A 23,023-nucleotide genomic window follows, 5' to 3' on the forward strand; every position below is an offset into this window, starting at 1 on the left:
TCTCCGCCGAGTTCGAAGAAGGATTCGTCGACGCCGACGCGTTCGAGGCCAAGGACCTGGGCGTAGATCCCGGCAAGGATCTCCTCGGTCAGGGTGGCCGGGGCGCGATACCCCTCGGCATCCTGATACTCCGGGGCCGGCAACGCACGCTTGTCGAGCTTGCCGTTCACCGTCAACGGCAACCCCTCGAGCACGATCACCGCCGCCGGAACCATGTACTCCGGCAACCGCTCAGCCAGGGCTGTGCGCGCCGCAGCCGGATCCAGCGTCCCGGTCACATACCCCACCAAACGCTTGTCACCAGGGCGATCCTCACGAGCGATCACCACTGCCTGACGCACCCCATCCAGCGCGGCCAACGCCGCCCGCACCTCACCCAACTCGATGCGATACCCACGGATCTTGACCTGCTCATCAGCACGCCCGAAGTACTGCAACTGCCCATCAGCACCCCAACACACCACATCCCCGGTGCGATACATCCGCTGACCGGTCCCCCCGAACGGGCACGCCACAAACCGCGACGCCGTCAACCCAGCGCGGCCCACATACCCATACCCCACACCCGAACCGGCCACATACAACTCACCGACCACACCGGCCGACACCGGCCGCAACCAGCCGTCCAACACAAAAAAGCCCAAATGCGCCAGCGGCACCCCCACCGGACTGGCACTACGCTCCACATCACCGCGAGCAATCTCCCGAAACGACGCATGCACCGTCGTCTCCGTCGTGCCATACATATTGACCAAGCGCGGCGAAACCGGGTGATTGTCCAGCCAGCTCGCGAGCCGCTGCGGCTCCAACGCCTCCCCGGCAAACACCACAGCCTGCAACCCAAGCCGCTGACCCTGCTCCGGGCGCACCTCATCGACAGCCTGCAACGCATAAAACGCCGACGGCGTCTGACTCAACACACTGACCCGCTCAGCAACCAGCAACGCGTGGAAATCCTCCGGCGAACGAGCCACCGACTCCGGCACCACCACCAGCCGCCCACCATGCAGCAGCGCACCCCAGATCTCCCACACCGAGACATCAAAGGCCAACGAATGCCACTGCGACCACACCTGCCCGGACAACTCAAGATGCTCGCCGGCAGCCTCCAACAACCCCGTCACATTGCGATGCGAAATCGCCACACCCTTAGGCACACCCGTCGTACCCGAGGTATAGATCAAATACGCCACATCATCAGCCGACCCCGCCGCCAACCCCGTACCCGGCTGCTCACCAATACGCGGATCATCGAATCCGACCACCACCAGGCCAAACCCATCCAACCGATCCGCCAACGCACTCGCACACACCGCCACCACCGGAGCAGCATCACCGAGCACAAACTCCACCCGCGCCGCCGGCACCGCCGGATCAATCGGCACATACGCCGCCCCGGTCTTCAGCACCGCCAAAATCGACACAACCGCCTCGACCGACCGGGAAAACAGCAACGCCACCCGCTCACCCGGACCCACACCCAAACCAACCAACAAGTGCGCCAACCGATTCGACGCCTCATCAAGCTCGCGATAAGTCAACGACCGGCCGGCAAAACTCACCGCCACCGCATCCGGCACCCGCGCCACCTGCGCGCCAAACAACTCCGGAATCGACACCCCCAAGCCCACCGCCTGGGTCAACACCCCCCGGTTAGACCACCCATCCAACCGAACATGCTCAACCTCATCCAACAAATCCATCGACGACAACCGCCGCACCGGATCCCCAGCCATCCCCACCAGCACGCGTTCCAGCCGCTTCGCCAACTCGGGCAGATCGCAATCCGGAAGCAGCTGGCCGGAACCTGGAGTGCTGAGAAAGAGCTGATCCTCGTCCCGGAAAAAGACCAGTCTGAACTGGTCGCCGAGGCCGTCATGGGTCAGGGTCGCCGTCACGGCCGAGCCGGCAAGATCGGCCAGGTGCGTGGTCGGGATGAAGTTGACGGCTACCCGATTCGCAGGCTGCCCGGACCCGCGGAATCCTGCCGCGTTTTCGAGCGCGTGCACCGGGAACCGCTGGTGCTGCAGCAATTCCCGGATCCGGGTGTCGACATGTTCGCAAAAGTCGGCCACCGTCGAACCCGGCGCCGCCTTCAAGACCAGGGGCACCACCCCGGAAACCATCCCGGGCACGAGCTTTGACTCGGGCCGCACACGCCTGCTTACCGGGAAGTCGAAGACAACTTCCGAACTCTCGACGTCGCCCCCACCGACCAGAAGCGCACACGCCGCGGTGATCACCGACGACCTGCGCATGCCCAACGTCTTCGCCAGTTTGTCGATGCCAGCGACAGCGTCCGAGTCCAACTGCACGGGCGCAGACGATTCGTCGCCATCATTTCCATTCGCCGGCTGATAGCGGGGTTCACCCTGCGGGGGTAGATTCCTGGCCCAATATTCCTGGTCATCGAGATAGTCGCTGGAAGCTTCGTATTCCAGCTCACACTCAATCAAATCCTGCAGCGACCCAAAGTATGTATCAGGAATCGAGTCGCCATAAGCGATGGCACTGTAGGTGGTCGCTATCCGATGCAAAACGAGTGCGAGTCCGATTCCGTCGGCAACAATGTGATGGCAGCACACAAAAAAATAAAACTCATCGGTTTGTGTCTGCAGTAATGCGAATTTGAACAGGGGGCCACTCAGCGGCATCGCAGTTCGCTGAATGGATGAAGCCAGCCGGTAAGCGTCCTGCTTGGGATCTTGCGATTCCATCAAGTCATAGCGAGCAAGCTCAACGTGTGGGTCGTCGACCACAGTCTGAATGATCTTGCCATCATCTTCGAAAAAGGCGGCTCGCAGTGGTTCGGCCTCGCGCACCACCTGGCGGATCGCCGATTCGAATAAATCAGCATCAATTGGGCCCGCAATCCGCACAAACACGCCCAGTTGCCACCTAGCGGCAAACTGGCCTGTTTCCTCGGCAAGCCAAATGTCCAGTTGCCCCCGCGTTAGCGGAAGTGAACGGTCATGAAGTCTCATACCACTCCCCCAAACACACGTCTACTGGTCAGAAGCGCGGGCGGCCGCCAGCCTCTCGCGCAGACTTTTCGGCCGTATGTCGGTCCAGTTCTGGTCGATGTAGTCCAGGCACGCGGCGCGGTCGGCTTCGCCGTACACCACCCGCCACCCGGCTGGAACGTCAGCGAAGGTCGGCCACAAGCTGTGCTGCTCCTCGTCGTTAACCAAGACGAAAAAGCGGCCGCTGTCGTCGTCGAACGGGTTGACGCTCACCGATTCTTCATACCCCTCTAGTTGACTTGTGTAACCAGTTCCAAACGGTACCTGAGGCATCCGGGCCTGTCCGTGCTTTTGACAAACTCGATGCCCAGGCCCGCGTGACGCTCACCACAGGCCGGGTGGCGGTGTGCGCGACCGGGTTTCGCCGGACGAACTTCCCACACTGTGATTCGTGGTTCTCGAGTTTGCTGGGTGGCGCTTTGGACGGGTGAAGCGTCCCGCGGACAACGAGCGTAAAGCCAGTGGATGCCACGCCATAACACATCATCATCCATTCGTCCTCAGCGGGTCCGTTGTTATTTCAAACGAGATGTCTCGTCATTTGAAAGCGGACTTGACGTTGCGTCGTCATTTTAGTCGATCATTCGACCGACTCAATAACGATCGGGTCTCCATCGTCCTTGCCGTCCGTGAACGGCTCTCGAGTTTGTCGGCTATAATGACTGGAAATCTGGCGGGCTCGACGCTCTGCGCCAAGTAAGCCCTCTTTCCGAGAGCGGAAAAATCGCGCTGCACACACGGTGTCAGTCATCGCCTAAAGTCGCGCTCGCTCCCCAACTCTGCATAATAAATTTGACAGACATGATGAATTCCGCCGGGTCGGTGTCCATTTTACAGCGGTGCACACTGCAGGTTCGCGTCTCACGGATCTGATTTAGTAGCCGACCGATCGGACATATTCTGAGAATCAATGTCATTCGCGCCTGAATCCACCGCGTTACAACACCCCACGAAATCAGCTGTATGCACGCCGCTGTTTCTGACGAGCCCTTGGACAGGTCATGGCTACGTTCGCGCCCCGCGCGGAGCGGGCGCGGCCGGCCATTGCGGGTACGCGGCGGTGGCGTGCCGTCTCGCGACGGCCGGCAGTGCCGATCAGCCAACCCGCCCCTTGCAAGCGAAATCTTCCAACAGATCGGCGGCCGCCGCGGCGCTTTCGGCCGGCTTGGTCATCCGGGTGGCGATCTCGCGAGCCCGGGCTACGCAGTTCGGATCGAGGATGGCCCGCAGGTCATCAACCAGCGTGTCCCGGGTCGTGTGCGAAAAGCGACGGGTCGTGCCCACCTTCAATCGTTTGACCCGGGCTCCCCAAATCGTCTGAGCCACGTCGGTGGAAAGGACCAACGTGGGAACCCCGGCACGCAGGCCGATTGCCGTGGTGCCCGAGCCACCATGGTGGACGACCGCCCGGCAGGCCGGAAAGATGGCCGCAAAATTCGCTGTGCCTACCACCTTGACGTCCTCGAGATGGTGGACGTCGCTGAAGTCACTCCATCCGGCGCAAACCAACGCCCGCTCGCCCAACTGGGCGCAGGCCTCGTTGATCATGGCAATCGTCTTGGCGGGCGATTCGACCGCCGTGCTGCCGAAGCCGAAGAAAATCGGCGGTGTTCCCGCCGCAATCCACTCCGCGACCTCCTCATCGGCATCCGTCGGCAACTCCATCGACAACGCGCCGACGAAGGGACGCCGGCCATCGCACTTCGCCCATTCGGCCGCGAGCCCGGGAAAGCACACCGCGTCGTAGGCCTGTATCTCCAACGATCCGCGCTCGGCGATCCTCCGTGGTGACGGGCGTGTCGCCTTCGGCAGGCCGAGCTGACGACGCTGTGTGTCCTCGACCTTCTTCTCGATGCGCCAATCGAGCCACTCGAAAACCGCCATTGCGGACCGCCCCAGCGGTGCTGGAAGGAACGGCACAAGCTGGCCGTTCGGCCGCGCCGGGGCATAGTGAAGCGTGGCCAACGGAATGTCGTAATACTCCGCAACGTTGGCCGCGGGCCGTTCGAAAGCCAGGCCGGTGAACAACACATCGGCCCCGTCGGCGAGCGATGTCAGAGTCGCACTGATCTCCCACCAACACCGGGTTATCGGCTCCCGCAGATCGGCCCACAACCTACGCAGGTCCGTGACCCGCCAGATGTTGCCGAAAAAAGATGACCAGAAGTCGCGGTAGGCGTCCATAATGGCCTGTGTCTCGAGGCCACAAGCGACCGCGTCAAGGCCAGCCGACTCGACAAAGGCAACCAGGTCGGGCGGCACAGCCATGCACACGTCGTGCCCTCTGCGCAGGAGCTCGCGAGCCACGGCGCCGCAGTTCTCGACATCGCCGCGGGTTCCATAGCTCGCCACCACGAATTTCACTGTGGAGTCAGACCTTTCACTTATCGTGTTGTCTCGTACGAAATGAAAGCGGCAGCCTCTTCACTTGCCCGGCCGACCGGCAGCTTAACCCGCCGCCCGCGCTATTTAGCTGCCATTCAGACCTTCGGGAACAGCGACCATAGCCAAAGCCTTCTTGACAACCAACCTACCTGACGAAGACCACACGCCCGGACCGAACAGCTGATGCGGGCTTGCTCCGGCCGGCGCATTCCCACAAAAAGTTCAACTAGATGTCCCAGGAGTAGCGCGGGCTTTTGTGCACGAAAATTTCGTCAAAGAAAAGTAGGCCCTGGTAATCGAATCCTGATGTTGTCAGTAATTCATAAACTTCAGGGAATGTATGAGTGTGCTCTACGCCTATGACATTGACCTGAACCGCCTCGAAATCAATACCACGCAGGACCTCCAGCTCGGCACCTTCGACATCGATCGATAGGTAGTCAACGACTTTCACATCGGATTCATTCAGAACAGTGGCAATACGGTGGCACGGAACGGTCTCCATTTCTTGATTGAGCTTCATGGGCTTGCTCAGCCACTGTATCCATTGAAGTTGGTCCATGTGTTCAGGTATCCCGCTCAACATGGAGCCCCCATGAGTCGAGTCGAATACCATCGATAGCATGCTCCCAGGTGGAGGCATTTTAATTCTTTCGGGCTGCGTTCTTTGCGATAGCGCGAGGAAGGGAACTTGACCGTCCCGATAGTATGCGCAGCCATGGATCAAACGGCAGGCTCGCGTGCGTTGTAGAACTTGAAACGCGGCTGGATTAGGTTCGAAAGCGATACCTTGCCAGTTGAGATTTTTCTCAAAAAAAGCCGTATTGCTGCCGATAATTCCGTCGAATGCGCCCACGTCAATAAAAAATCCGGGCCCGTGGTTCTTGAAGAACCATCGATTCAGGAACATATCTTGGCCCATTTGACTTTGGTAACCCCGCCCAAGACGATCGGCAGAGAAAACCTGACGATAAATGTCTTTCGCAGACAATTGAGGATCGTGATTTCGGAAGAGATACCCTATAGCTCCACCTGTGGAGCCGGCGGTAGTTGTTAGCTTTAGAACCCGCCCAAAAAGATATGGCTCACCGAAGGAAGCAAATCTTCGAATCAGCGGAAACCGCATCACGTATACGAGTGCGCGCACCGCAATACCTTGCGACAGCCGCCGAATCTTGGTGAGGAAATCTAACATTCGCCGCACACCATCGTTCTGAGGTCGAACGCGACTCTCTTGCATCGCCGGCCCGCGCACGCGCAGCGGGTCAGCGCCCGCAGGCTGATGCGGTCATGCGATGGTCGCACGAAGCCACCCGTCCACTTGTGGTCATAGCGCGCGCACATCTGCACCAGCGCGCTTAGGTGGTCGGCAGTGAACGGGCGCCCTGCAGGGCGCATCGACGTCCGCGTTTCGACGCGCTCGCCCCACGACATCTTCTTCACCCGCCTCCGTCGGTCCTGTTCGTCTTTCCCCCACGGTGCCGGAATCGAAAGACGCTGTGCACGAACACAAAACTATCACCCCTTCGTGGGAGTCGATGGGTGCTTGCCGTACCGTCCGTCGTGTCGACTCCACCGCTGACGGGTTGTTGCTGTGGAAGTCATTGGCCCGACGCTTGGCCTGTTTCCAGCCAGTGCAGCGTCGCCTCATCCAGGTTGAGAGACAATGCTGACGCGTTGTCGGCGAACTTCTCCAACGTGGTGCAACCGACCACGGCGAACACATGGAGTGGGTGGCGCAGGACGTACGCGAGCGCAACCTGCGCAACGGTGACATCACGCTCCCGCGCGAATGTTTTTGCGCGATCGAGCCTTGCGATGTTCTCTTCGGTGCCGAAGTAGGTTGCGCACCAACGGCTCATGCGGTTGCGGCCGGGACTTTTCGGGTCGTAGTGGTTGGAAAAGAATCCGCGGGCGAGGCTGGACCACGAGAACACCGACAGCGCGTGCGTCGAATACCATTCCCTCGCCGCACGCTGGCCGTCCCCTCCAAGGGTGACGGCGCCGGGCCATGGGGCTTTCGCCCATTCGGCCAGGCTGAACTGAACGCTTGACGCGGTAAATGGCGTCGATCCCGCGGCGGTGGCATACGTGTTGGCCTGCGTAATTCGCTCGTGAGACCAGTTCGACGCGCCGATCGCGCTGATCTTTCCTTCGTCCACGTGACGGCTGAGCCGCTCAATGATGGGTTCGACCGATGCCGTGGGGTGGTCGTAATGAAGCAGGTACAGGTCGATGAAATCCGTGCCGAGCGCCTTGAGTGATGCGTGAAGGTCGCGCGTCACGTCAGACGCAGAGAGCCGAGGACTTTTCAGCAAGAGGTGCGGATGACATCCCTTGCTGATGATCACAACCTCATCGCGATTCCGGCGTTGCCGCATCCATGCCCCCAGCGTGCGTTCGCTGTCCCAATAAATGCGCGCAGTGTCGAATGTGTTGTAGCCCAGCTCGAATGACCGATCCAAAAGCGAGAAAGCTTGTCGTTCAAGGGCTCGACTGGGCGGCAGCAACGGCAATCCCCGGCCCCGCAATCGATCGGTGCCGAAGACGATCCGAGAGACCGGCTTATCAATCCCCGCAACCTTCCTGTACTCCATTCAGTTCACACCGTTCGCATAGTCACCAACAATGAATCGGCACGCTCGAACAGTGAGGGCCATCATCGTGAGCGTGGGATTCTGATATCCGGGCGAGACGAAACAGGCACCGTCGGTAACAAACACGTTGTCAACATCCCAACACTGGCAGAAAGAGTTGACCACAGAGTTCTCCGGTGCCTCGCCCATGCATGCGCCGCCGGTCTCGTGGATGGCTCCCCCAGGCCACAAGGCGCCAGAGTCCGTGAGGACCAGGGACCGGAGCAGCCGGTAGGGGATGTTCCACCGAGCGGCGTCAAGGTTGTTGGCGGCCTTCAGGCCGCCAGCCGCTGCAATCTCGGGAAGCGTCCGCTTCATATGCGCGACCATGTTGACATCACTCCCCGAATGCTTGCACTCGATTCTGGCCACAGGAATTCCCCACGCGTCTTTGACTTTCGGGTCGAGCGAAACGTGATTCTCGTACCGGGGCTGCATTTCGCCATGCGCGCTCATAACCCAAACCGGCATATCGCGGCCAATCGCGACCTGAATGCCGTATCCTCCCGGAAAGTCATTCGATGGGTCCTTTTCGCAGAAGCTGGGAATGTAAAGCCCTGTGCCGCCAAAGTCGAAACCGTCCTCGTTGAGACCGATCTCGACATCCTCCTTAGACACCGCACCAACCTGCGTGTAAGAGACGTGGTCGCACAGATAGCGGCCCAGGCGGCCCGATGATCCGCCCACGCCCGACGGATGTTGCGCGGACTTCGAATTCAGCATGATCCGCACGCTTTCGATTGCCGACGCACACAGTACGACGACCTCTGCCTCAACTGTCTGCGTCCGCTTGGTCAATCGATCGATGTATTCGACGCCCGTCGCCTTTCCCGATCGCGCATTGATCAGCAATCTGCTCACGACGGAGTCGGTCCGAATCTCGAGCCGACCAGTCGCCAGCGCGAGCCTGACGGGAAGCGGAACTCTATGGTTGTCGTACTTGGTCTTCCTGGCGTATGTCACGCGGACGTTCGGGAGTTTTTTCTCGACATTGGTGAGGAAAGCTGCTTCCATCTTGGTCGTCTTCGCGGGTCCTACGAACTCTCCGTCCGGGCAATTGGGGATGCCTTCGGCTTTTCCGTAGACGCCGAGTGTCCTCTCGACGATGTCGTAGTAGGGCGCGAGGTCTTCGTATGACAACGGCCAATCGACGCCATCGCCACGGACGCTTGCGGCTTTTAGCTCGTAGTTCGACATCCGAGGCGTATGTCTCCACCAAGTGTGGAGGCGGCCGCCCAGTTGTCGGCCCCTGAACCAGAGGAACTTGTCCCTCCCCGGCGTGGTGTACGGGTTCTCCCTGTCGCTGACGTAAAACCGCTTGGTCGTCTCGGCGAATGACGAGCATCGAATCTGAACGTGTTGTCCCCGAGCCGCCGATCGGACGCGCCCTGCAATCCCCATCGCCCGTAGCTCTGCATCGGCGGGAAATTCATCAGCGATGTCCGGGTTCCGGCCGGCCTCGAGCAGGACGACGTTCAGGCCGCCTTCGGTCAGCTCCTTGGCAGCCCACGATCCAGAGGCTCCGGAGCCAACGACAATGGCGTCGTACGTCAATTCGCTTGTGCGCATACGTGTTCGTCTCGTTTCATACGTGCTCATTGGTTTCCCATTGGAAGCGGACACCGCGACAATCGCACCGCGTGTCCCCAAAGGATATGCATGCTTGCCCCCGCGCACGCCGCTTTGACTGCGGGCAAGCCTTCCGGAGTGCGACGCGCGGTGAAATTGTTGTGGCCAGGCGAAAACCGCCCCCTTGCTGGGGCAGCGGTGCTATCGTCGTGATCCGCTCAGACCGGGCAAACTTTGCACCACCGCTTAAGGAGCTGGATGTTGGCTTACGGCGAAGTCAATCCGCAAGAGGCAGAACGCGTTACCTGGGACGTGATCGTCGTGGGCACCGGCATGGGCGGTGGGACGCTGGGCTATTCGCTGGCGAAGTCAGGTCGGAAGGTGCTGTTCGTCGAGAAAGGCCGGTCGACGCTGCCGGGTGCTCCGGGCACGATTCGCTCTTCCATGCCGGAGTTGGCCGAGCCGCTGGCCAGCCGTTCCGCGGAGACCTACTACGACGCGCTTGCCCGCGCCGGACGCTCCACTGACGAAGTCGAAGACATCAGCGGGCGCCGTTCGCATCGGTTTTTGGCGGGAATCGGCAGCGGGACCGGCGGGTCTTCGGCTCTCTATGGCATGGTCTGCGAGCGCTTTTTCGCTCGCGATTTCACCCCCCGGCAAGACTTTCGCGACCCCGGGGACTCCACCGTCCCCGAAGCGTGGCCGGTCACCTACGACCAGATGCGACCCTGGTACGCAGCGGCAGAGAAGCTGCTCGGGGTTCGCGGCCAGCCTGATCCTCTGCGCCCGGAGGCGGCCGATGCCAATCTGCCTGCGGTGCCGCCGTTTTCAGCAGACAACCAACTTTTGGTCGATAATCTAGTGCGCCAGGGATTGCATCCCTACCACCTACCGATGGCCTGTGATTACACCGATAATTGTGTGACGTGTCAGAGCTATCTCTGCAACCAGTCGTGCAAAAACGACAGCGCCCGCAATTGTCTGCTACCGGCCCTTGCCGAACACGGTGCCCAGCTGCTGACCGAGTGTCGGGTCGTGCGCCTCGACGCCGACGCAATCCGGGTCCAGCAAGTGATCTGCGAACACCCCTCCGGCACGCTGGCACTCAGGGGCAAGGTGGTGGTACTGGCCGCCGGAGCATTGATCACCCCGGTGCTGTTGCTGAATTCCCGATCTGGCGATTGGCCCGGCGGATTGGCCAACGGTTCGGACTGGGTGGGACGCAACTTCATGCGCCATGTCGTCGACCATTTCGAGGTCTGGCCGCGACCCGGTTGCCACATCACGGCCGAAAACAAGCAGATCGGGCTGAATGATTTTTATTTCTGGGAAGGACAAAAATTCGGCACCGTGCAGTCAGGTGGCGCGATGCCCCCGGCAGATGCGCTGCTCAACCACCCTGGCTGGCAGCATAGGGCGCTGCGCCTGGTCAGCCCGGCGGTGCGGCCGATCTACGAGCGGTTCATCAGCGGCGGGCTGGTGCTCGCGGCGATCATGGAAGACCTGCCCTATTTGGACAACCGGGTACTGCCATACGATCGGCCGAGCTCAGACGGCCGCCAGCGGCTTCGACTTCAATATCGTCTGCACGCCAGTGAGGTTGAGCGCCGCGCGGTGTTCACGCGAGAGGTGAAAAAGGCGTTGAAGCCGTTTCGCAATATCACCCTGCGGACCGCCACAAGCAACGCGGCCCTGGCACACGTATGCGGCACGTGCCGCTTCGGTACCGACCCCACAACCAGCGTGTTGGACCCTCAAAACAGGGCCCATGAAGTTGACAACCTCTATGTGGTCGACACCTCGTTCTTCCCGTCCAGCACCGGCATGAACCCGAGTTTGACGGTCGCCGCCAACGCTTTGCGGGTGGCCGCGCACGTCGATCAGGCGCATTTCGCCACCTGCGTCGCGTCCTGAAGCGCCGTCTTCCGGGAAAGCCAGGCAGGGCTGGCGCGGGGACAGTGGGCAAGCATCCGCGACGAGATAACGGGAGTGATCTCGCCGTCGAGGTGTGGCGTCAGCACGGTGCTCATTTCCTCTACGGCGATTGGCGCTTGACGCTGACCGGAGTCGGGATCCTTGAGAATTTGCTGAAGAAACGCTGCTGCCGAGGTATAAAAATGCATGCAGTCGAAGAACGCTTCCCTTTACCACCACGGCGGTGGCCTTGAGCCAGACCCGCAGCGTTAGCTCCGCCGAAGGGATGCAGGCCGGGGACTCCGCACAGAGGGGTTTTCGCCCGGACATCGAGGGCCTGCGTGCTGTCGCGGTGCTGGCCGTCGTCCTGTTTCACGCTGACGTACCCGGTGTAGGTGGTGGCTACGTCGGCGTGGACGTGTTCTTTGTGATTTCGGGATTCCTGATCACCGGCCTGCTGTGGCGCGAGGTAAGTAAGACCGGCACCGTCCGGCTGCGCCGCTTCTACGGAGCGCGAGCGCGCCGGTTACTGCCAGCCTCGGCCCTGGTCGGCGTGGTCACGGCGGTCGGCTCGGCGCTCTTACTTCCCCCGTTGCAGGCGCCGGATGTCCTCATGGACGGCGTCTGGAGCGCCCTGTACGTCGGCAACTATCGATTTGGTCTACGACTGCGCAACTACTTCGACACGCACCTGCCGATGTCGCCGTTCCAGCACTATTGGTCGTTGGGCGTAGAGGAGCAGTTCTACCTGGTATGGCCGGCGTTAATCATCGGCACGGCTTGGCTCATTCGGCGTGTGCGTCGGCGTAATCAAGCAGATGGCGAACCGCCGCGTAGGCCTTATCTAGTAGTCCTGACGCTGGTCGGAGCGGCCTCGTTTGCCTTATCGCTGGCTCTCACTTACGTGGTTCCGTCGGTGGCGTTCTTTACGCTGCCCACCCGGGCCTGGCAGTTGGCCGCCGGCGGCCTGATAGCGCTCACGGCCGGCCATTGGCGCCGACTACCTGCAGCGCCTGCCGCGATCGGCGGATGGGCAGGCTTGGCACTGATCCTGGCGGCCAGCACTTTATTGAGCGCGGCCACGCCCTTCCCGGGGATCGCCGCGCTGTTGCCCGTGCTGGGCGCGGCGCTGGTGATCGGCGCCGGCTGTGCCACACCTTCGGGGGGATGTGGACGCGTCCTGGCTACAGCGCCGATGCGCGCGGTCGGCAGGGTCTCCTACTCGTGGTATCTGTGGCATTGGCCTGTGCTGCTGCTCGCACCACTATTGCTTGGCCATCCACTTGGGCTGGCCGGTAGGTTAACGGCGGCCGTGTTCTCCGGCGGCCTGGCGGTGGTCACACTGCACCTCGTCGAAAACCCTTTCCGATTCGCCGCTTTCTTCCGTCGGTCACCCCTGCACAGTCTCGCTCTGGGCGGTGCCGTCACCGCAGTCGCGGTCTGTGTGAGCGTGGCGCTGATCTCGTCGGTGCCTATTCCGGTGGGCCCTGGCGCGCCCGCGGCGGCGTTCACCGTCACCGCGTCGGCCACGCCCTCGGGGAACGACCTCGACGCGTACAACGTGGCAGTGCAGCAAGCGTTCGCACAGGTACAGTCCGCCCTCGCGGCGTCTGCTGAACTGCGAGCCGTTCCGTCCAACCTCGACCCGCCGCTTGCCGACGCGGCGGGCGACTTCAAGGCTATGGCTATCGATGGCTGCCTCCGCGATATGTTCGAAGCCGGACATCCTGAGTGCGCGAAGGGCGACGCCGCATCCGCGACTAGGGTGGCGCTGGTCGGCGACTCCGATGCCGCGATGTGGGCGCCGGCGCTCGTGCAGGTCGCGAGGCAACGGCATTGGCGGCTAGAGCCCATGACCAGAGTGGGCTGCCCACCAATAAGCCTGCCCATCACCAACCCGCTCCTCCGAATGGTTTATAAGGACTGCGAACAAGGGCGCCATCAGATCATGGCCCGATTGCGTGCTGAGCACCCGCGGCTGGTGGTGGTCACCATGTGGCGCGGATACCGTCCCGGGTACGGATGGACGCCGGGTTTCACCTCTTACGACCCGGCCTGGATCGACGGCTTGACCCGCCTTGTGCAGCAACTGCGCGGCACTGGGGCTCAGGTTTTGGTGCTCGGGCCGGTACCGGATCCGCATTCGGTGGTGCCGATCTGTCTGTCCGCGCACCTTGATGAGGCGTCAGACTGCTCGGCACCACGGTCGACGGCGGTGGACGAATCGGGCATGGCGGCTGAGTCCGCCGCAACCCGGGTCGGCGGCGGACATTACGCCGACCTCACCGAGTTGTTTTGCACCGTCAACCGCTGCCCGGTCATAGTCGGTAACAGCTTGGTCTACCTTGACTGGAATCACCTAACGGCCGAATATTCCCGGAAATTGGCACCGGCGATTGGCGCACTGACAGACCGTGCGCTCGTCGGTGGTTGACATGCCGAGGCGCTCCGCGACTCGCTAATAAAAGTGCGGCCTCGGGGAGTTTCGTCGGGAGCGGCCTGCCTACCGTCGCGACACGCCGGTTTGACTTTAAGCCACAGTTTTGCCGATCAGCCCACACGCCGCAAGCGGGCGAAGTCTTGCAAGAGCTCGGCCGCGTTCGTAACGCTCTCAGCGGGTTTGGTCATCTGAGTGGCGAACGCGCGAGCCCGGGCGACGTATTCGGGAGCCAGGATGGTGCGCAGGTCCGCAACCAGCGACTCTTGGGTGACGCTCGAAAAGCGCCGAGCGGTGCCCACTTTCAGTCGTTTAATCCGAGCTCCCCAGAACGGCTGATCGCCCAACATCCAAAGGATCAACGTCGGAACTCCGGCGCGCAGGCCCGCGGCCGTGGTGCCGGCGCCGCCGTGGTGGACGACAGCGCGGCAAGCCGGGAGGATCGCTGCGTGATTTACGCAGTCCACTACCTTGACGTGCTCGAACTGCGGGGCCTCGCCGAAGTCACTCCAGCCCGAACAAACCAGCGCCCGTTCGCCTAACTGCGCGCAGGCCGCGCTGATCATGGTGATCGTGTCGGTGGGAGATTCGACCGGCATGCTGCCGAAGCCAAAGTAAATCGGTGGGCTACCCGCGCTGACCCACGAGAGGATCTCGTCGTCGGCATCTGTCGGTAACTCCATCGTGAGCGCGCCAATGAAAGGCCGTTGAGCATTCCATCTAGCCCATTCGGCCGCGAGCCCGGGAAAGCAACTCTCGTCGTAAGCCTGGAGTTCCAGTGATCCCCGTGCGGTGATCCGCTCCGGCGCAGGGCGTTTGGCCTTTGGCAGGCCCAGTTCGCGGCGCGCCGCGTCCTGGGTCCTCTTCCAAACGCCCCAAATCAACCACTCGCCCACCACGATTGCGGCGCGACCCAACCGACTTGGCAGAAATGACACGAGCTGGCCGTTGGGCCGCAGCGGGATGTGATCCAGAGTGGCCAATGGAATGTTGTGATATTCCGCGACGTCGGCCGCGACCTCCTGGTAAGCCAAACCGGTGAAAAGTAGATCGGCCCCCTCTGCTAGCTCCGCCAGCGTCCTGCTCATCTGCCCCCAGTACTGGACACTGGGCTCCCAAGATTCGCGCCACACCCTGATCAGATTCCGGATCCTCCAAGGGTTTTCGAACAGGTCCCGCCAAAAATTGCGGTGCGCGTCTAGCAGAGCCTTCCTTTCCAGCCCGTAAGCGACCGCCGGTATCCCAGCCGCCTCCGCGAAACCAATATGGCCAGGTGAGACAGCCATGCGAACTTCGTGCCCGCGGCGCAGCAGCTCGCGGCCGACCGCGACGAGGGGCTCGACATCGCCCCGAGTTCCATAGCAGGCCAGCACAAACCTCATCGCGAACCGAATCCTTTCCTCCATGCACCCGCGCAAGACGAATCGCGCCAGTCATCCCGAAAAGCTTCGCCGTTCGGCAGCGTAACTTCATATCGCGCTATCGACCGTGGAAAATTCCTAATTCGGTTGGAAAATTTTCGAAAGTTCGGTAGTCGGTCGGCGATATCGGCCCAGCCACACCCTTGCGTGGGTACGGCAGCAGACCGGAAAAGCCGCTGATAAATCGACATTCGCGGATTCGACCCGAATGCAGGGCCTGACGCCACGCTCGGCGGACCAAACCAGCGTCTGTCCGACAGCTGCGCACAGTAGTCATGGTCCACGGCAATTCATAGATGCGGGCGCGACGGAGGCCAGCGCGGGCAGTGTCTTGGCTCAGTCGCTTCAGCGTGCCAGACGGACCACCCGGTCGGCGCCGATCAACCAACGCGCGAGCAGGCGAAAACTTCCATGCGATCAGCGGCGGCGGAAACACTTTCGGCGGCCTTCGTCATCTGTTGCGCGGTCTCGCGAGCCCGAACGATGTATTGCGGGGCGAGTATAGTATGTAGGTCCGCGACGAGCGATTGGACGGTCGTCTTGGAGAAATCCCTGGCAGATCCCACCCTCAGCCGTTGCACCCGGCCTCCCCAGAATTTTTGCTCGGGCCAGGTGGCAAGGATCAGTGTTGGAACGCCGGCGCGCAAGCCCGCGGCCGTGGTGCCCGCGCCACCACTGTGCACAACCGCACGGCAGTTCGGCAAAATGGCCGCGTGGTTTACCGCATCCACCACTTTGACGTGCTCAGAATCAGGCGCGTCACTGAAGTCTGTCCAGCCGGCGCAAACCAACGCCCGTTCGCCTAACTCCGCGCACGCGGCGCTGATCATGGCAAGCGTGTCGGCCGAAGATTCGACCGGTATGCTGCCAAACCCGAAATAAATCGGCCGTGTTCCCGCAGCGATCCATGAGGCGACTTCCCCATCGAAACCCGTCGGCAACTCCATCGTCAACGCGCCTACAAAGGGACGTTGGCCATTCCATCTCGACCACTCAGCCGCGAGCTCGGGAACGCAAATCTCGTCATATGCCTGAAGTTCCAGCGCTCCACGCGCGGTGATCCGTTGCGTCGCTGGACCTGTGGCCTTCGGGAGGCCTAGTTCAGATCGCTGTGCGTTCTCGTGCTTCCTCATCACCTGCCACGACACCCTGTCCAATACCTCGCCCACGAAGCGACTCAACGCAGGTGGCAGTATTGGAAGGAACTGACCGTTGCTCCGTGCCGGAGCAAAGTGCAGTGCGGCGAATGGAATGTCGTAATGCTCCGCGATGTTGGCAGCGATGTCTTCACCGAGCAGGCCCGATAACAGCAGGTCGGCCCCATGCGCCAGCGAAGTCAGGGTCTTGCCGATGTCTGATCGGCACTTGATGTACAGCTCCCAATCTTCGCGGACCAACTCGATCAGGTCCCGAATCTTCCAGGGTTTGCGGAATAGGTGCACCAATAAGTCGCGGTGCACGTCCTGCCATGGCCGCGTAGGCGGACCGTAGGCGACTACCGGAAGTCCTGCCGATTCCGCGAACCCCATCAGGTCAGGAGCGACCACCAGGCACACTTCATGCCCGCGGTCCTGCAGCTCACGAGCGAGAGCGGCGCAGGGCTCGACGTCGCCGCGACTGCCATAGCTTGCCAGCACAAACTTCATCGCGGACCTTAGCCTCTCACTACTTCCGACGTGGCTTTAGAATGAAAACGGCAGCGCCACAATCGATTCAACCAGTTCGCATCATGGCGCCTTCGCATTGACCGTCTAGTCGCTGCGCGTCAGAAGACTCAGAACGCCCACCTTACCAAGCCCTGGCCCCAACCACCCGCGCTAAAGAACGCTAGTTGTCGCGGATCGCACACCGATACCGCCCATGGCACGATTCTGTCACGTGAAGTCGGCACGCCCGCCCTTCCGATACCGCACAGTTACCCGAACGCCTTGGGCCACCAACAATCAAGTCGGATTTGCCTTCTCTACGCATGTCCGGGCGTCTTGGGGCCTACTAGCTGGCGCAGGATGCCTATCTGGACGGTAATTGGTTAATCATTCCTAGCGTTGCGGTAGCGTGCGCGCATGACGGCTCTAAAGACGTAGGGCTGGCACAACCTCACTAACGACACAGCGCGACATCATGAGACGACAGAGCGCGGGGGATGAGCGAGCGATGCCCTTTAAACGGACCACGTTGGGCCGTACGAGTAATTTCACAGCTCAGCTGCCGTCTCGCCGGTTTATCGCCGCAGTCATCACCCTCGGCGGCGTGCAGCTCATGGCCACGATGGACGGCACCATCGTGATTGTCGCGCTCTCGAGAATCCAGAACGAGCTGGGCATGACCGATGCAGGGCGGAGCTGGGTTATCACCGCCTACATGCTGACCTATGGCGCCCTGCTGCTGGTAGGCGGTCGCCTCGGCGACACAATGGGGCTCAAACGCGTCTTCGTGATCGGGGTCGCGATATTCACCGTTGCCTCGGGCGTGTGCGGCATCGCGCAGGACGGGGGCACTCTGATTGTGGCCCGGCTTCTGCAGGGCGTCGCCGCCGCGATCCTCGCACCGACCAGCATGGCGCTGGTGGCAACTACCTTCCCAAAGGGGCCGGTACGCAACGCCGCCGTGGCGGTGTTCGGTGCGATGAACAGCCTCAGTTCGGTCATGAGCCTGGTGGCGGGAGGTGCACTCGCCGGGGTGTCGTGGCGGCTTCTCTTCTTGGTCAACGTGCCGATTGGGGTGCTCGTGATTTACCTTGCTCGCACTGCGCTGCGCGAAACCCAGCTGGAGCGGATGAAGCTCGACGTAACCGGCGCCGGGTTGGCCACGTTGACGTGTATCGCCGCAGTTGTCGCCGTCTCAGCGGGGCCGGAAAGGGGCTGGCTGTCGGCCGTGCCGATCGGTGCGGGCGTGGTGGCACTTGGCGGTCTGGTGGCATTCGTCATCGTGGAGCGCACTGCCCAAAACCCTATCGTGCCGTTTGACTTGTTCTTCGACCGCAACCGGCTGGCGACGTTCGCCACCCTCTTCCTCGCCGGTGGCGTGCTCTTGGCCCTGACGGTGCTGGTCACCCTTTACGTGCAGAACATCATGGGCTATAGCCCCCTGCGCACGGGCGCCGCGTTCATCCCCTTCGTCCTGGGGGCGGGCGTCGGGATGGGCGCGTCGGCGCGGCTGGTGACGCGATTTCCGCCACGGGTACTGGTGACCGCTGGCGGCATGTGCCTGCTGGTTGCAATGTTTTACTTCTCGACGCTTCACAGCGGTATCCCCTATTTCCCGAATTTGGTGGTGCCGCTGATAGTTGGCGGTTTCGGTCTTGGCGTGGCCGACGTCCCGGTCTCACTCTCGGTGATCGCTGACGTTCGTCCAGATCGGCTAGGGCCCACTTCCGCAATTGCGCTCATGCTGTACACCATCGGCGGACCGTTAGTGATAGCCATCATCCAGGCAATCGTGACCTCTCGCACGCTGCACCTAGGCGGTACTAGCGGCCCGCCGGAATCTATGAACCCGGCCCAGCTGACTGCCCTGGGGCACGGTTACACCTATGGCATGCTGTGGCTGGCCGGCATGGCCGTACTGGTCGGTGTGGTGGCTCTGTTCATCGGCTACACCGCGCAGCAAGTAGCGCACGCCCAGGAAATCAAGAAGGCCATGGACGCCGGCGATCTCCAGCCCGAGGTCAGGACATCGACACCGGACCAGAACTAGGAGAGGGCCAGCGGCTTGCGGCTAAGGAGCACATCGGCGACCTTGCGGTGGAAGAAATCGCTATATGTGGCCTCGGTGAGCGCTGGTACGTTCCGCTGGAAGATCCAACGGTAGTCATTGTGCAGGTCGTAAACGTGAAACCCGCGGTCTTCGAATGGCTTCAACCTGGCTTCGATTTCCGCCGGCCCACCCGAAGCCTCAAAGGCCACAACCAATTCGGGATGGGGGAATCCCTCGACGATTTGTTGACCTAGAACCGCTTCCGCGCCTTCGATATCAACCTTAATGAAAGAGACTCGCCGAGCGTCGGTACCGACGATGGAGGTGAGAGTGTCCGCGGCTACCGTCACGGGGTTCCAGGTCTTCCCCATTATGTAGCGTTGGGGATCGCCTTTCGCGGGTGGCGTCGACCGGGACCACCCGTTAACGCGGGGATGCAGGTAAAACGTAATCTCTTCCTGCTGCTCAGCGCACGCTGCCTCGACGACGTCGACGATGCTGGCCGCCCGGTTCAGACCGAGGTTGGCGCGCAGCCGACGGGCGGTATCGGGTGCGGCCTCGATCGCGATTACCTTGCCAGAAGGTGCAACACGCTGTGCGAACAAAAGCGAGAAGTAGCCGACGTTCGCACCGGCATCGACGCAGACGTCGCCGTCGTGCACGTGTCGCAGGATGAATTCGGAGAGCGCCGGCTCCCAAAGTCCGCGATAGCGCAGATATGCGTCGAACCAAGAGCTGGTGGATCCGGGTACGAACTTAGTCCCGTACTCGGATTCAAGCAGGGTCTCATCCGACTTGATGCCGAGTGCCAGGAGTAGCAGATGGCTTGCGGCCAAATATGGGAGTTTGGCCATCATGGGGAGGCGATCATGGGTGACGCAGGCGCGCGCGGATCGCACCACCAGGTTACGCCCCCGTCGCTTGATGGCGTCGAGACGAAACATGCAGATCCTCGTGGTCGGCGGGCTATGCGGTTCATCCAGCAGTTAGTCGAACTTATCAAGCTGCGATCCCGGCATGGTGATCGTGATTCAAACGGACTTCCCTTCCGGACAGCAACGCCGTGCCGGGCGGCCAGTTGCATCAAGACGTCGAAGCGAGCCGGTGACGACCTGCGTTGCAGTCAGAAACGTCCGAGACTGGAGCGGATTGAGTTTCTTCAGTGAGGTCGCGGGCCACCGTCGCACAGTCGGCGGTAGGCGAGAAAATCGACACGGCTTGATTCAGCACGTCAGACGACGTAAATGGGTGTCGAACTTGTTGGTGGACTTGCCCGCTGCAGTGAGCTTCCCAATCCGTCTCACATCGGTTCGCGGGATGGATTCGAGTTGACCGGATCCGAGGCGAGTGTAGCCGCACTCGCGAGATTCAGACCCTTTCTTGGGGCAGCGTTATGAGCGATAACTTGGTTGAGGCGGCTCCAGCGGATGAAATCGCGTGGGCCCCAACGTCACTGGCGTCGCACTGTCTACCCTTCCAGCACGACCGTGGGGACGTAGCGGAGCCAGCGGCCACCGTTGTCCACAAAAAACTTTTCCTTGGCGCGAATCTCGGCCTCATGATTCCACGCGAACATCAGGGCAACATCCGGATACGGATTCGCGAAGGCCTCCGGCGGTCGGACTGGCAGGTGCGCGCCTGGGGTGAGGCGTCCCTGCTTGGCGGGCGTTGTGTCACAAACAAATTCGACAAGGTCTGTCGTGATGCCACAAAAATTGGTGACGGTGGCACTTTTCATCGTCGCGCCGTATCCGACGACCCGCTGCCCGCGCGCGTGGCAATCGGAGAGTACGTCGGTCAACTGGCGAGCGGTCGAACGGACGCGTTCAGCGAAAGCGACGAACGTTTCGGGATGGCCCAACCCGGCTCGCGCTTCGTGTGCGAGCTGGCGATCGACCGACGGCTTCTTCTGGTAGCAGCCGCGACGAGCTAGGCGATAACGCATTTCACCACCGCCCACTGGCAAATGCTCGACGTCGATCACTTCGAGACCGCTCCTCTGGGCTGCTTGCGATACCGACCGCAGCGAGAAGAAAAACACGTGTTCGTCGCAGATTTGGTCGAAGGCAGTCTTGGCAACGATGTCGCCCAGATAGACGTCCTCGAAAATCAATATTCCCTCGGGCCCAAGCAAGAGCGCAGCACCGTCGAAAATTTGGCGAATGTCTTGGATAGCGCAAAGGGTGTTTGCCGCGAAAATGATGTCCGCGGGACCGCAGCTGTCCCGTATGTGCGCCGCAAGTTCAGCGGTGAAAAATTCGGTCAGCGTGGAGACCCCCCTGCTCGACGCATAGTCGGCATGAACTTTTGCGGGTTCGACTCCCAAGTGTCGTATTCCCGCTTCAGCGATGCTTTGCAGCATCGCGCCATCGTTGCTGCCGAGTTCCACGATGAACGGGTCCCGGCGACCTTGCAATTCGAGCTGCAACGACCGCGCGACGTCCTTCAAGTGGCTACTCATGGCAGCCGTTCCGGACGTCAGATACGAGTAGTCGGCGGTGAAAATCTCGTCGCCGGGGGGCGCCTCGACCACCTGGACGGTCGTACAAGTGAGGCAGAGACCCGCCGCCAAGCGATACCAGTGTTCGCTGGCGATTTCATCAGGGGAAATAAACCGGTTAGACCGAGGCATACGTCCAAGATCCAGGAACTCCTCGAGCGGTCCCGAGCAAACGCGGCATGAAGCTGTCACTGCGCCTACACTAGTGTGCTGGAGCGTCTCGGGTGGACCAATTCCAAAGAGCCATGCTCTTTTTGGGCGGAGATATCACCGACCCGACGGTGCCTCGCCGTGCGGCGCGAGTGCGCGTCCTTCGTTCAGTTATGGGCAAAACGAGTGGCAGGCATCAATGACCCGGGTAACGCTGTCCTCCGACAGGTGAGGGCCTATTGGAAGACTGAGGTGAGTTCGCGCCGCCCGCTCCGTGATCGGAAATGTCCCCTCGCTCAACCCGAGCGGAGCAAACGCGCCCGACAAGTGCGGAGGGATCGGATAGTGCACCAGCGTTTGGATCCCCTGGCCAGCCAGATGTTGCTGCAGTTGATCGCGTGAGGAATGGTCGACTACGTACAGGTGCCACACGTGTTCACGATCAGGCGCGACACCGGGCAAGCGTAATCCTGGGACATCGCAAAGTTCTTGGGCGTAGCGCCGTGCGATGGTTTCCCGGCGAGCATTCCAATTATCAAGGTGTTTCAATTTGATGCGTAGCACCGCCGACTGAATATCATCGAGTCGCGAATTCGCGCCGAGGATGTCATGCACGTATTTCTGACGGCTTCCGTAGTTGCCGAGTGATCGAACCCGATCGGCGATTTCGGGGTCGTCGGTGGTGACGGCGCCCCCGTCACCGAAAGCGCCTAGATTCTTCCCCGGGTAGAAGCTCCAAGCCACGGCATGGCCATGAGCACCGATACGGCGGCCCTTGTAGCGTGCCCCATGTGCCTGTGCGGCGTCTTCCACTACCGCCAGCCCATGGGTATTTGCCAAAGCCAAAAGCTCGGCGAGGTCTGCAGGTTGGCCGAAGAGATGCACGGGAATAAGGGCGCGCGTTCGCGGAGTGATTGCAGCTTCGACCCGAGCGGGATCTAGGTTCCATTGACCATCCACCGGCTCCACTCCTACCGGGTGTGCCCCAACGCGTGCTACCGCGAGCCATGTTGCGATGAAAGTGTTCGCTGGAACGATGACCTGGTCGCCGGGGCAAATCCCGAACGCCTGCAGTGCCAGGGCAATAGCGTCCAAGCCATTGCCCACTCCGACCGCATGTTGGGCGCCGGTGAATGCAGCGAACTCGGATTCAAACGCTGCGGTTTCTTCGCCGAGTACATACCAGCCGCGACGCACGACTCGTTCGACGGCCTCCAAGACAGGCGCTTCGAGCTCGTGCGTGGCCGCGCCAAGGTCCAAAAAGGGCACCGCAGCGGGTCGGTTGGTCATCC

The 23,023-nt window shown here is 61.4% G+C and carries 15 protein-coding genes; 3 read left to right on the top strand and 12 right to left on the bottom strand.

From position 1 onward, the window contains the following. From AC5Y4H_RS23875 to AC5Y4H_RS23900, 6 genes are all read right to left on the bottom strand, one after another. Positions 1 to 2,984: non-ribosomal peptide synthetase (locus AC5Y4H_RS23875; protein ID WP_499985932.1), on the bottom strand; the 2,984-nt coding region annotated here is incomplete at its 3' end. Between the two features lie 21 nt (positions 2,985 to 3,005). After that, positions 3,006 to 3,236, bottom strand: a complete 231-nt coding sequence (locus AC5Y4H_RS23880) for an MbtH family protein (protein WP_499985934.1) — start codon at positions 3,234 to 3,236, stop codon at positions 3,006 to 3,008. Positions 3,237 to 4,118: 882 nt separating this feature from the next. After that, positions 4,119 to 5,387: a glycosyltransferase gene (locus tag AC5Y4H_RS23885; RefSeq protein ID WP_499985937.1), complete on the bottom strand. Its 1,269-nt coding sequence runs from the start codon at positions 5,385 to 5,387 to the stop codon at positions 4,119 to 4,121. A gap of 247 nt (positions 5,388 to 5,634) precedes the next feature. Then, positions 5,635 to 6,603: an FkbM family methyltransferase gene (locus AC5Y4H_RS23890; RefSeq protein ID WP_499985938.1), complete on the bottom strand. Its 969-nt coding sequence runs from the start codon at positions 6,601 to 6,603 to the stop codon at positions 5,635 to 5,637. A 406-nt stretch (positions 6,604 to 7,009) separates the two neighbouring features. Next, positions 7,010 to 8,005, bottom strand: coding sequence for an aldo/keto reductase (locus tag AC5Y4H_RS23895; protein ID WP_499985939.1), 996 nt, complete (start codon positions 8,003 to 8,005; stop codon positions 7,010 to 7,012). Then, the gene (locus AC5Y4H_RS23900; protein ID WP_499985941.1) at positions 8,006 to 9,613 is read right to left on the bottom strand and encodes a GMC oxidoreductase; all 1,608 of its coding nucleotides are present in this window, start codon (positions 9,611 to 9,613) and stop codon (positions 8,006 to 8,008) included. Positions 9,614 to 9,871: 258 nt separating this feature from the next. Here AC5Y4H_RS23900 and AC5Y4H_RS23905 point away from each other — a divergent pair, with 258 nt between their 5' ends. Beyond that, on the top strand, positions 9,872 to 11,527 hold the full coding sequence (locus AC5Y4H_RS23905; RefSeq protein ID WP_499985943.1) for a GMC oxidoreductase: 1,656 nt from the start codon (positions 9,872 to 9,874) through the stop codon (positions 11,525 to 11,527). Here AC5Y4H_RS23905 and AC5Y4H_RS23910 read toward each other — a convergent pair. Further along, positions 11,494 to 11,736, bottom strand: a complete 243-nt coding sequence (locus AC5Y4H_RS23910) for a hypothetical protein (protein ID WP_499985944.1) — start codon at positions 11,734 to 11,736, stop codon at positions 11,494 to 11,496. The genes AC5Y4H_RS23905 and AC5Y4H_RS23910 overlap by 34 nt on opposite strands. Positions 11,737 to 11,813: 77 nt before the next feature. Between AC5Y4H_RS23910 and AC5Y4H_RS23915 the strand changes: the two genes are divergently transcribed. After that, positions 11,814 to 13,961 (top strand): acyltransferase family protein, encoded by a 2,148-nt coding sequence (locus AC5Y4H_RS23915; protein WP_499985970.1) that lies wholly within the window; start codon positions 11,814 to 11,816, stop codon positions 13,959 to 13,961. A 116-nt stretch (positions 13,962 to 14,077) separates the two neighbouring features. Here AC5Y4H_RS23915 and AC5Y4H_RS23920 read toward each other — a convergent pair whose 3' ends face one another. Together AC5Y4H_RS23920 and AC5Y4H_RS23925 are read right to left on the bottom strand one after the other, a co-directional pair. Further along, positions 14,078 to 15,346: a glycosyltransferase gene (locus tag AC5Y4H_RS23920; protein ID WP_499985946.1), complete on the bottom strand. Its 1,269-nt coding sequence runs from the start codon at positions 15,344 to 15,346 to the stop codon at positions 14,078 to 14,080. A 419-nt stretch (positions 15,347 to 15,765) separates the two neighbouring features. Continuing rightward, positions 15,766 to 17,031 (bottom strand): glycosyltransferase, encoded by a 1,266-nt coding sequence (locus AC5Y4H_RS23925; protein WP_499985948.1) that lies wholly within the window; start codon positions 17,029 to 17,031, stop codon positions 15,766 to 15,768. A gap of 475 nt (positions 17,032 to 17,506) precedes the next feature. Here AC5Y4H_RS23925 and AC5Y4H_RS23930 point away from each other — a divergent pair, with 475 nt between their 5' ends. After that, the gene (locus AC5Y4H_RS23930) at positions 17,507 to 19,081 is read left to right on the top strand and encodes an MFS transporter (protein ID WP_499985949.1); all 1,575 of its coding nucleotides are present in this window, start codon (positions 17,507 to 17,509) and stop codon (positions 19,079 to 19,081) included. On the opposite strand, the gene AC5Y4H_RS23935 is transcribed toward AC5Y4H_RS23930, so the two are convergent. The 3 genes from AC5Y4H_RS23935 to AC5Y4H_RS23945 form a co-directional block, all read right to left on the bottom strand. Beyond that, positions 19,078 to 20,025 (bottom strand): FkbM family methyltransferase, encoded by a 948-nt coding sequence (locus AC5Y4H_RS23935; RefSeq protein WP_499985952.1) that lies wholly within the window; start codon positions 20,023 to 20,025, stop codon positions 19,078 to 19,080. The genes AC5Y4H_RS23930 and AC5Y4H_RS23935 overlap by 4 nt on opposite strands. 524 nt (positions 20,026 to 20,549) lie before the next feature. Beyond that, entirely contained in the window at positions 20,550 to 21,773 is a 1,224-nt protein-coding gene (locus AC5Y4H_RS23940) for a methyltransferase domain-containing protein (RefSeq protein ID WP_499985953.1), read from the bottom strand. A gap of 129 nt (positions 21,774 to 21,902) precedes the next feature. Further along, positions 21,903 to 23,021: a DegT/DnrJ/EryC1/StrS family aminotransferase gene (locus AC5Y4H_RS23945; protein WP_499985955.1), complete on the bottom strand. Its 1,119-nt coding sequence runs from the start codon at positions 23,019 to 23,021 to the stop codon at positions 21,903 to 21,905. Between the last annotated feature and the right edge of the window lie 2 nt (positions 23,022 to 23,023).

This window comes from Mycobacterium sp. NGS58, assembly GCF_059812385.1.

Bases quoted from the DNA above. Each gene is read 5' to 3' on its own strand.
- AC5Y4H_RS23890 (WP_499985938.1), bottom strand. From the start codon at position 6,603: ATGTTAGATTTCCTCACCAAGATTCGGCGGCTGTCGCAAGGTATTGCG.
- AC5Y4H_RS23895 (WP_499985939.1), bottom strand. From the start codon at position 8,005: ATGGAGTACAGGAAGGTTGCGGGGATTGATAAGCCGGTCTCTCGGATC.
- AC5Y4H_RS23900 (WP_499985941.1), bottom strand. From the start codon at position 9,613: ATGCGCACAAGCGAATTGACGTACGACGCCATTGTCGTTGGCTCCGGA.
- AC5Y4H_RS23905 (WP_499985943.1), top strand. From the start codon at position 9,872: ATGTTGGCTTACGGCGAAGTCAATCCGCAAGAGGCAGAACGCGTTACC.
- AC5Y4H_RS23910 (WP_499985944.1), bottom strand. From the start codon at position 11,736: ATGCATTTTTATACCTCGGCAGCAGCGTTTCTTCAGCAAATTCTCAAG.
- AC5Y4H_RS23915 (WP_499985970.1), top strand. From the start codon at position 11,814: ATGCAGGCCGGGGACTCCGCACAGAGGGGTTTTCGCCCGGACATCGAG.
- AC5Y4H_RS23920 (WP_499985946.1), bottom strand. From the start codon at position 15,346: ATGAGGTTTGTGCTGGCCTGCTATGGAACTCGGGGCGATGTCGAGCCC.
- AC5Y4H_RS23925 (WP_499985948.1), bottom strand. From the start codon at position 17,031: ATGAAGTTTGTGCTGGCAAGCTATGGCAGTCGCGGCGACGTCGAGCCC.
- AC5Y4H_RS23930 (WP_499985949.1), top strand. From the start codon at position 17,507: ATGAGACGACAGAGCGCGGGGGATGAGCGAGCGATGCCCTTTAAACGG.
- AC5Y4H_RS23935 (WP_499985952.1), bottom strand. From the start codon at position 20,025: ATGTTTCGTCTCGACGCCATCAAGCGACGGGGGCGTAACCTGGTGGTG.
- AC5Y4H_RS23945 (WP_499985955.1), bottom strand. From the start codon at position 23,021: ATGACCAACCGACCCGCTGCGGTGCCCTTTTTGGACCTTGGCGCGGCC.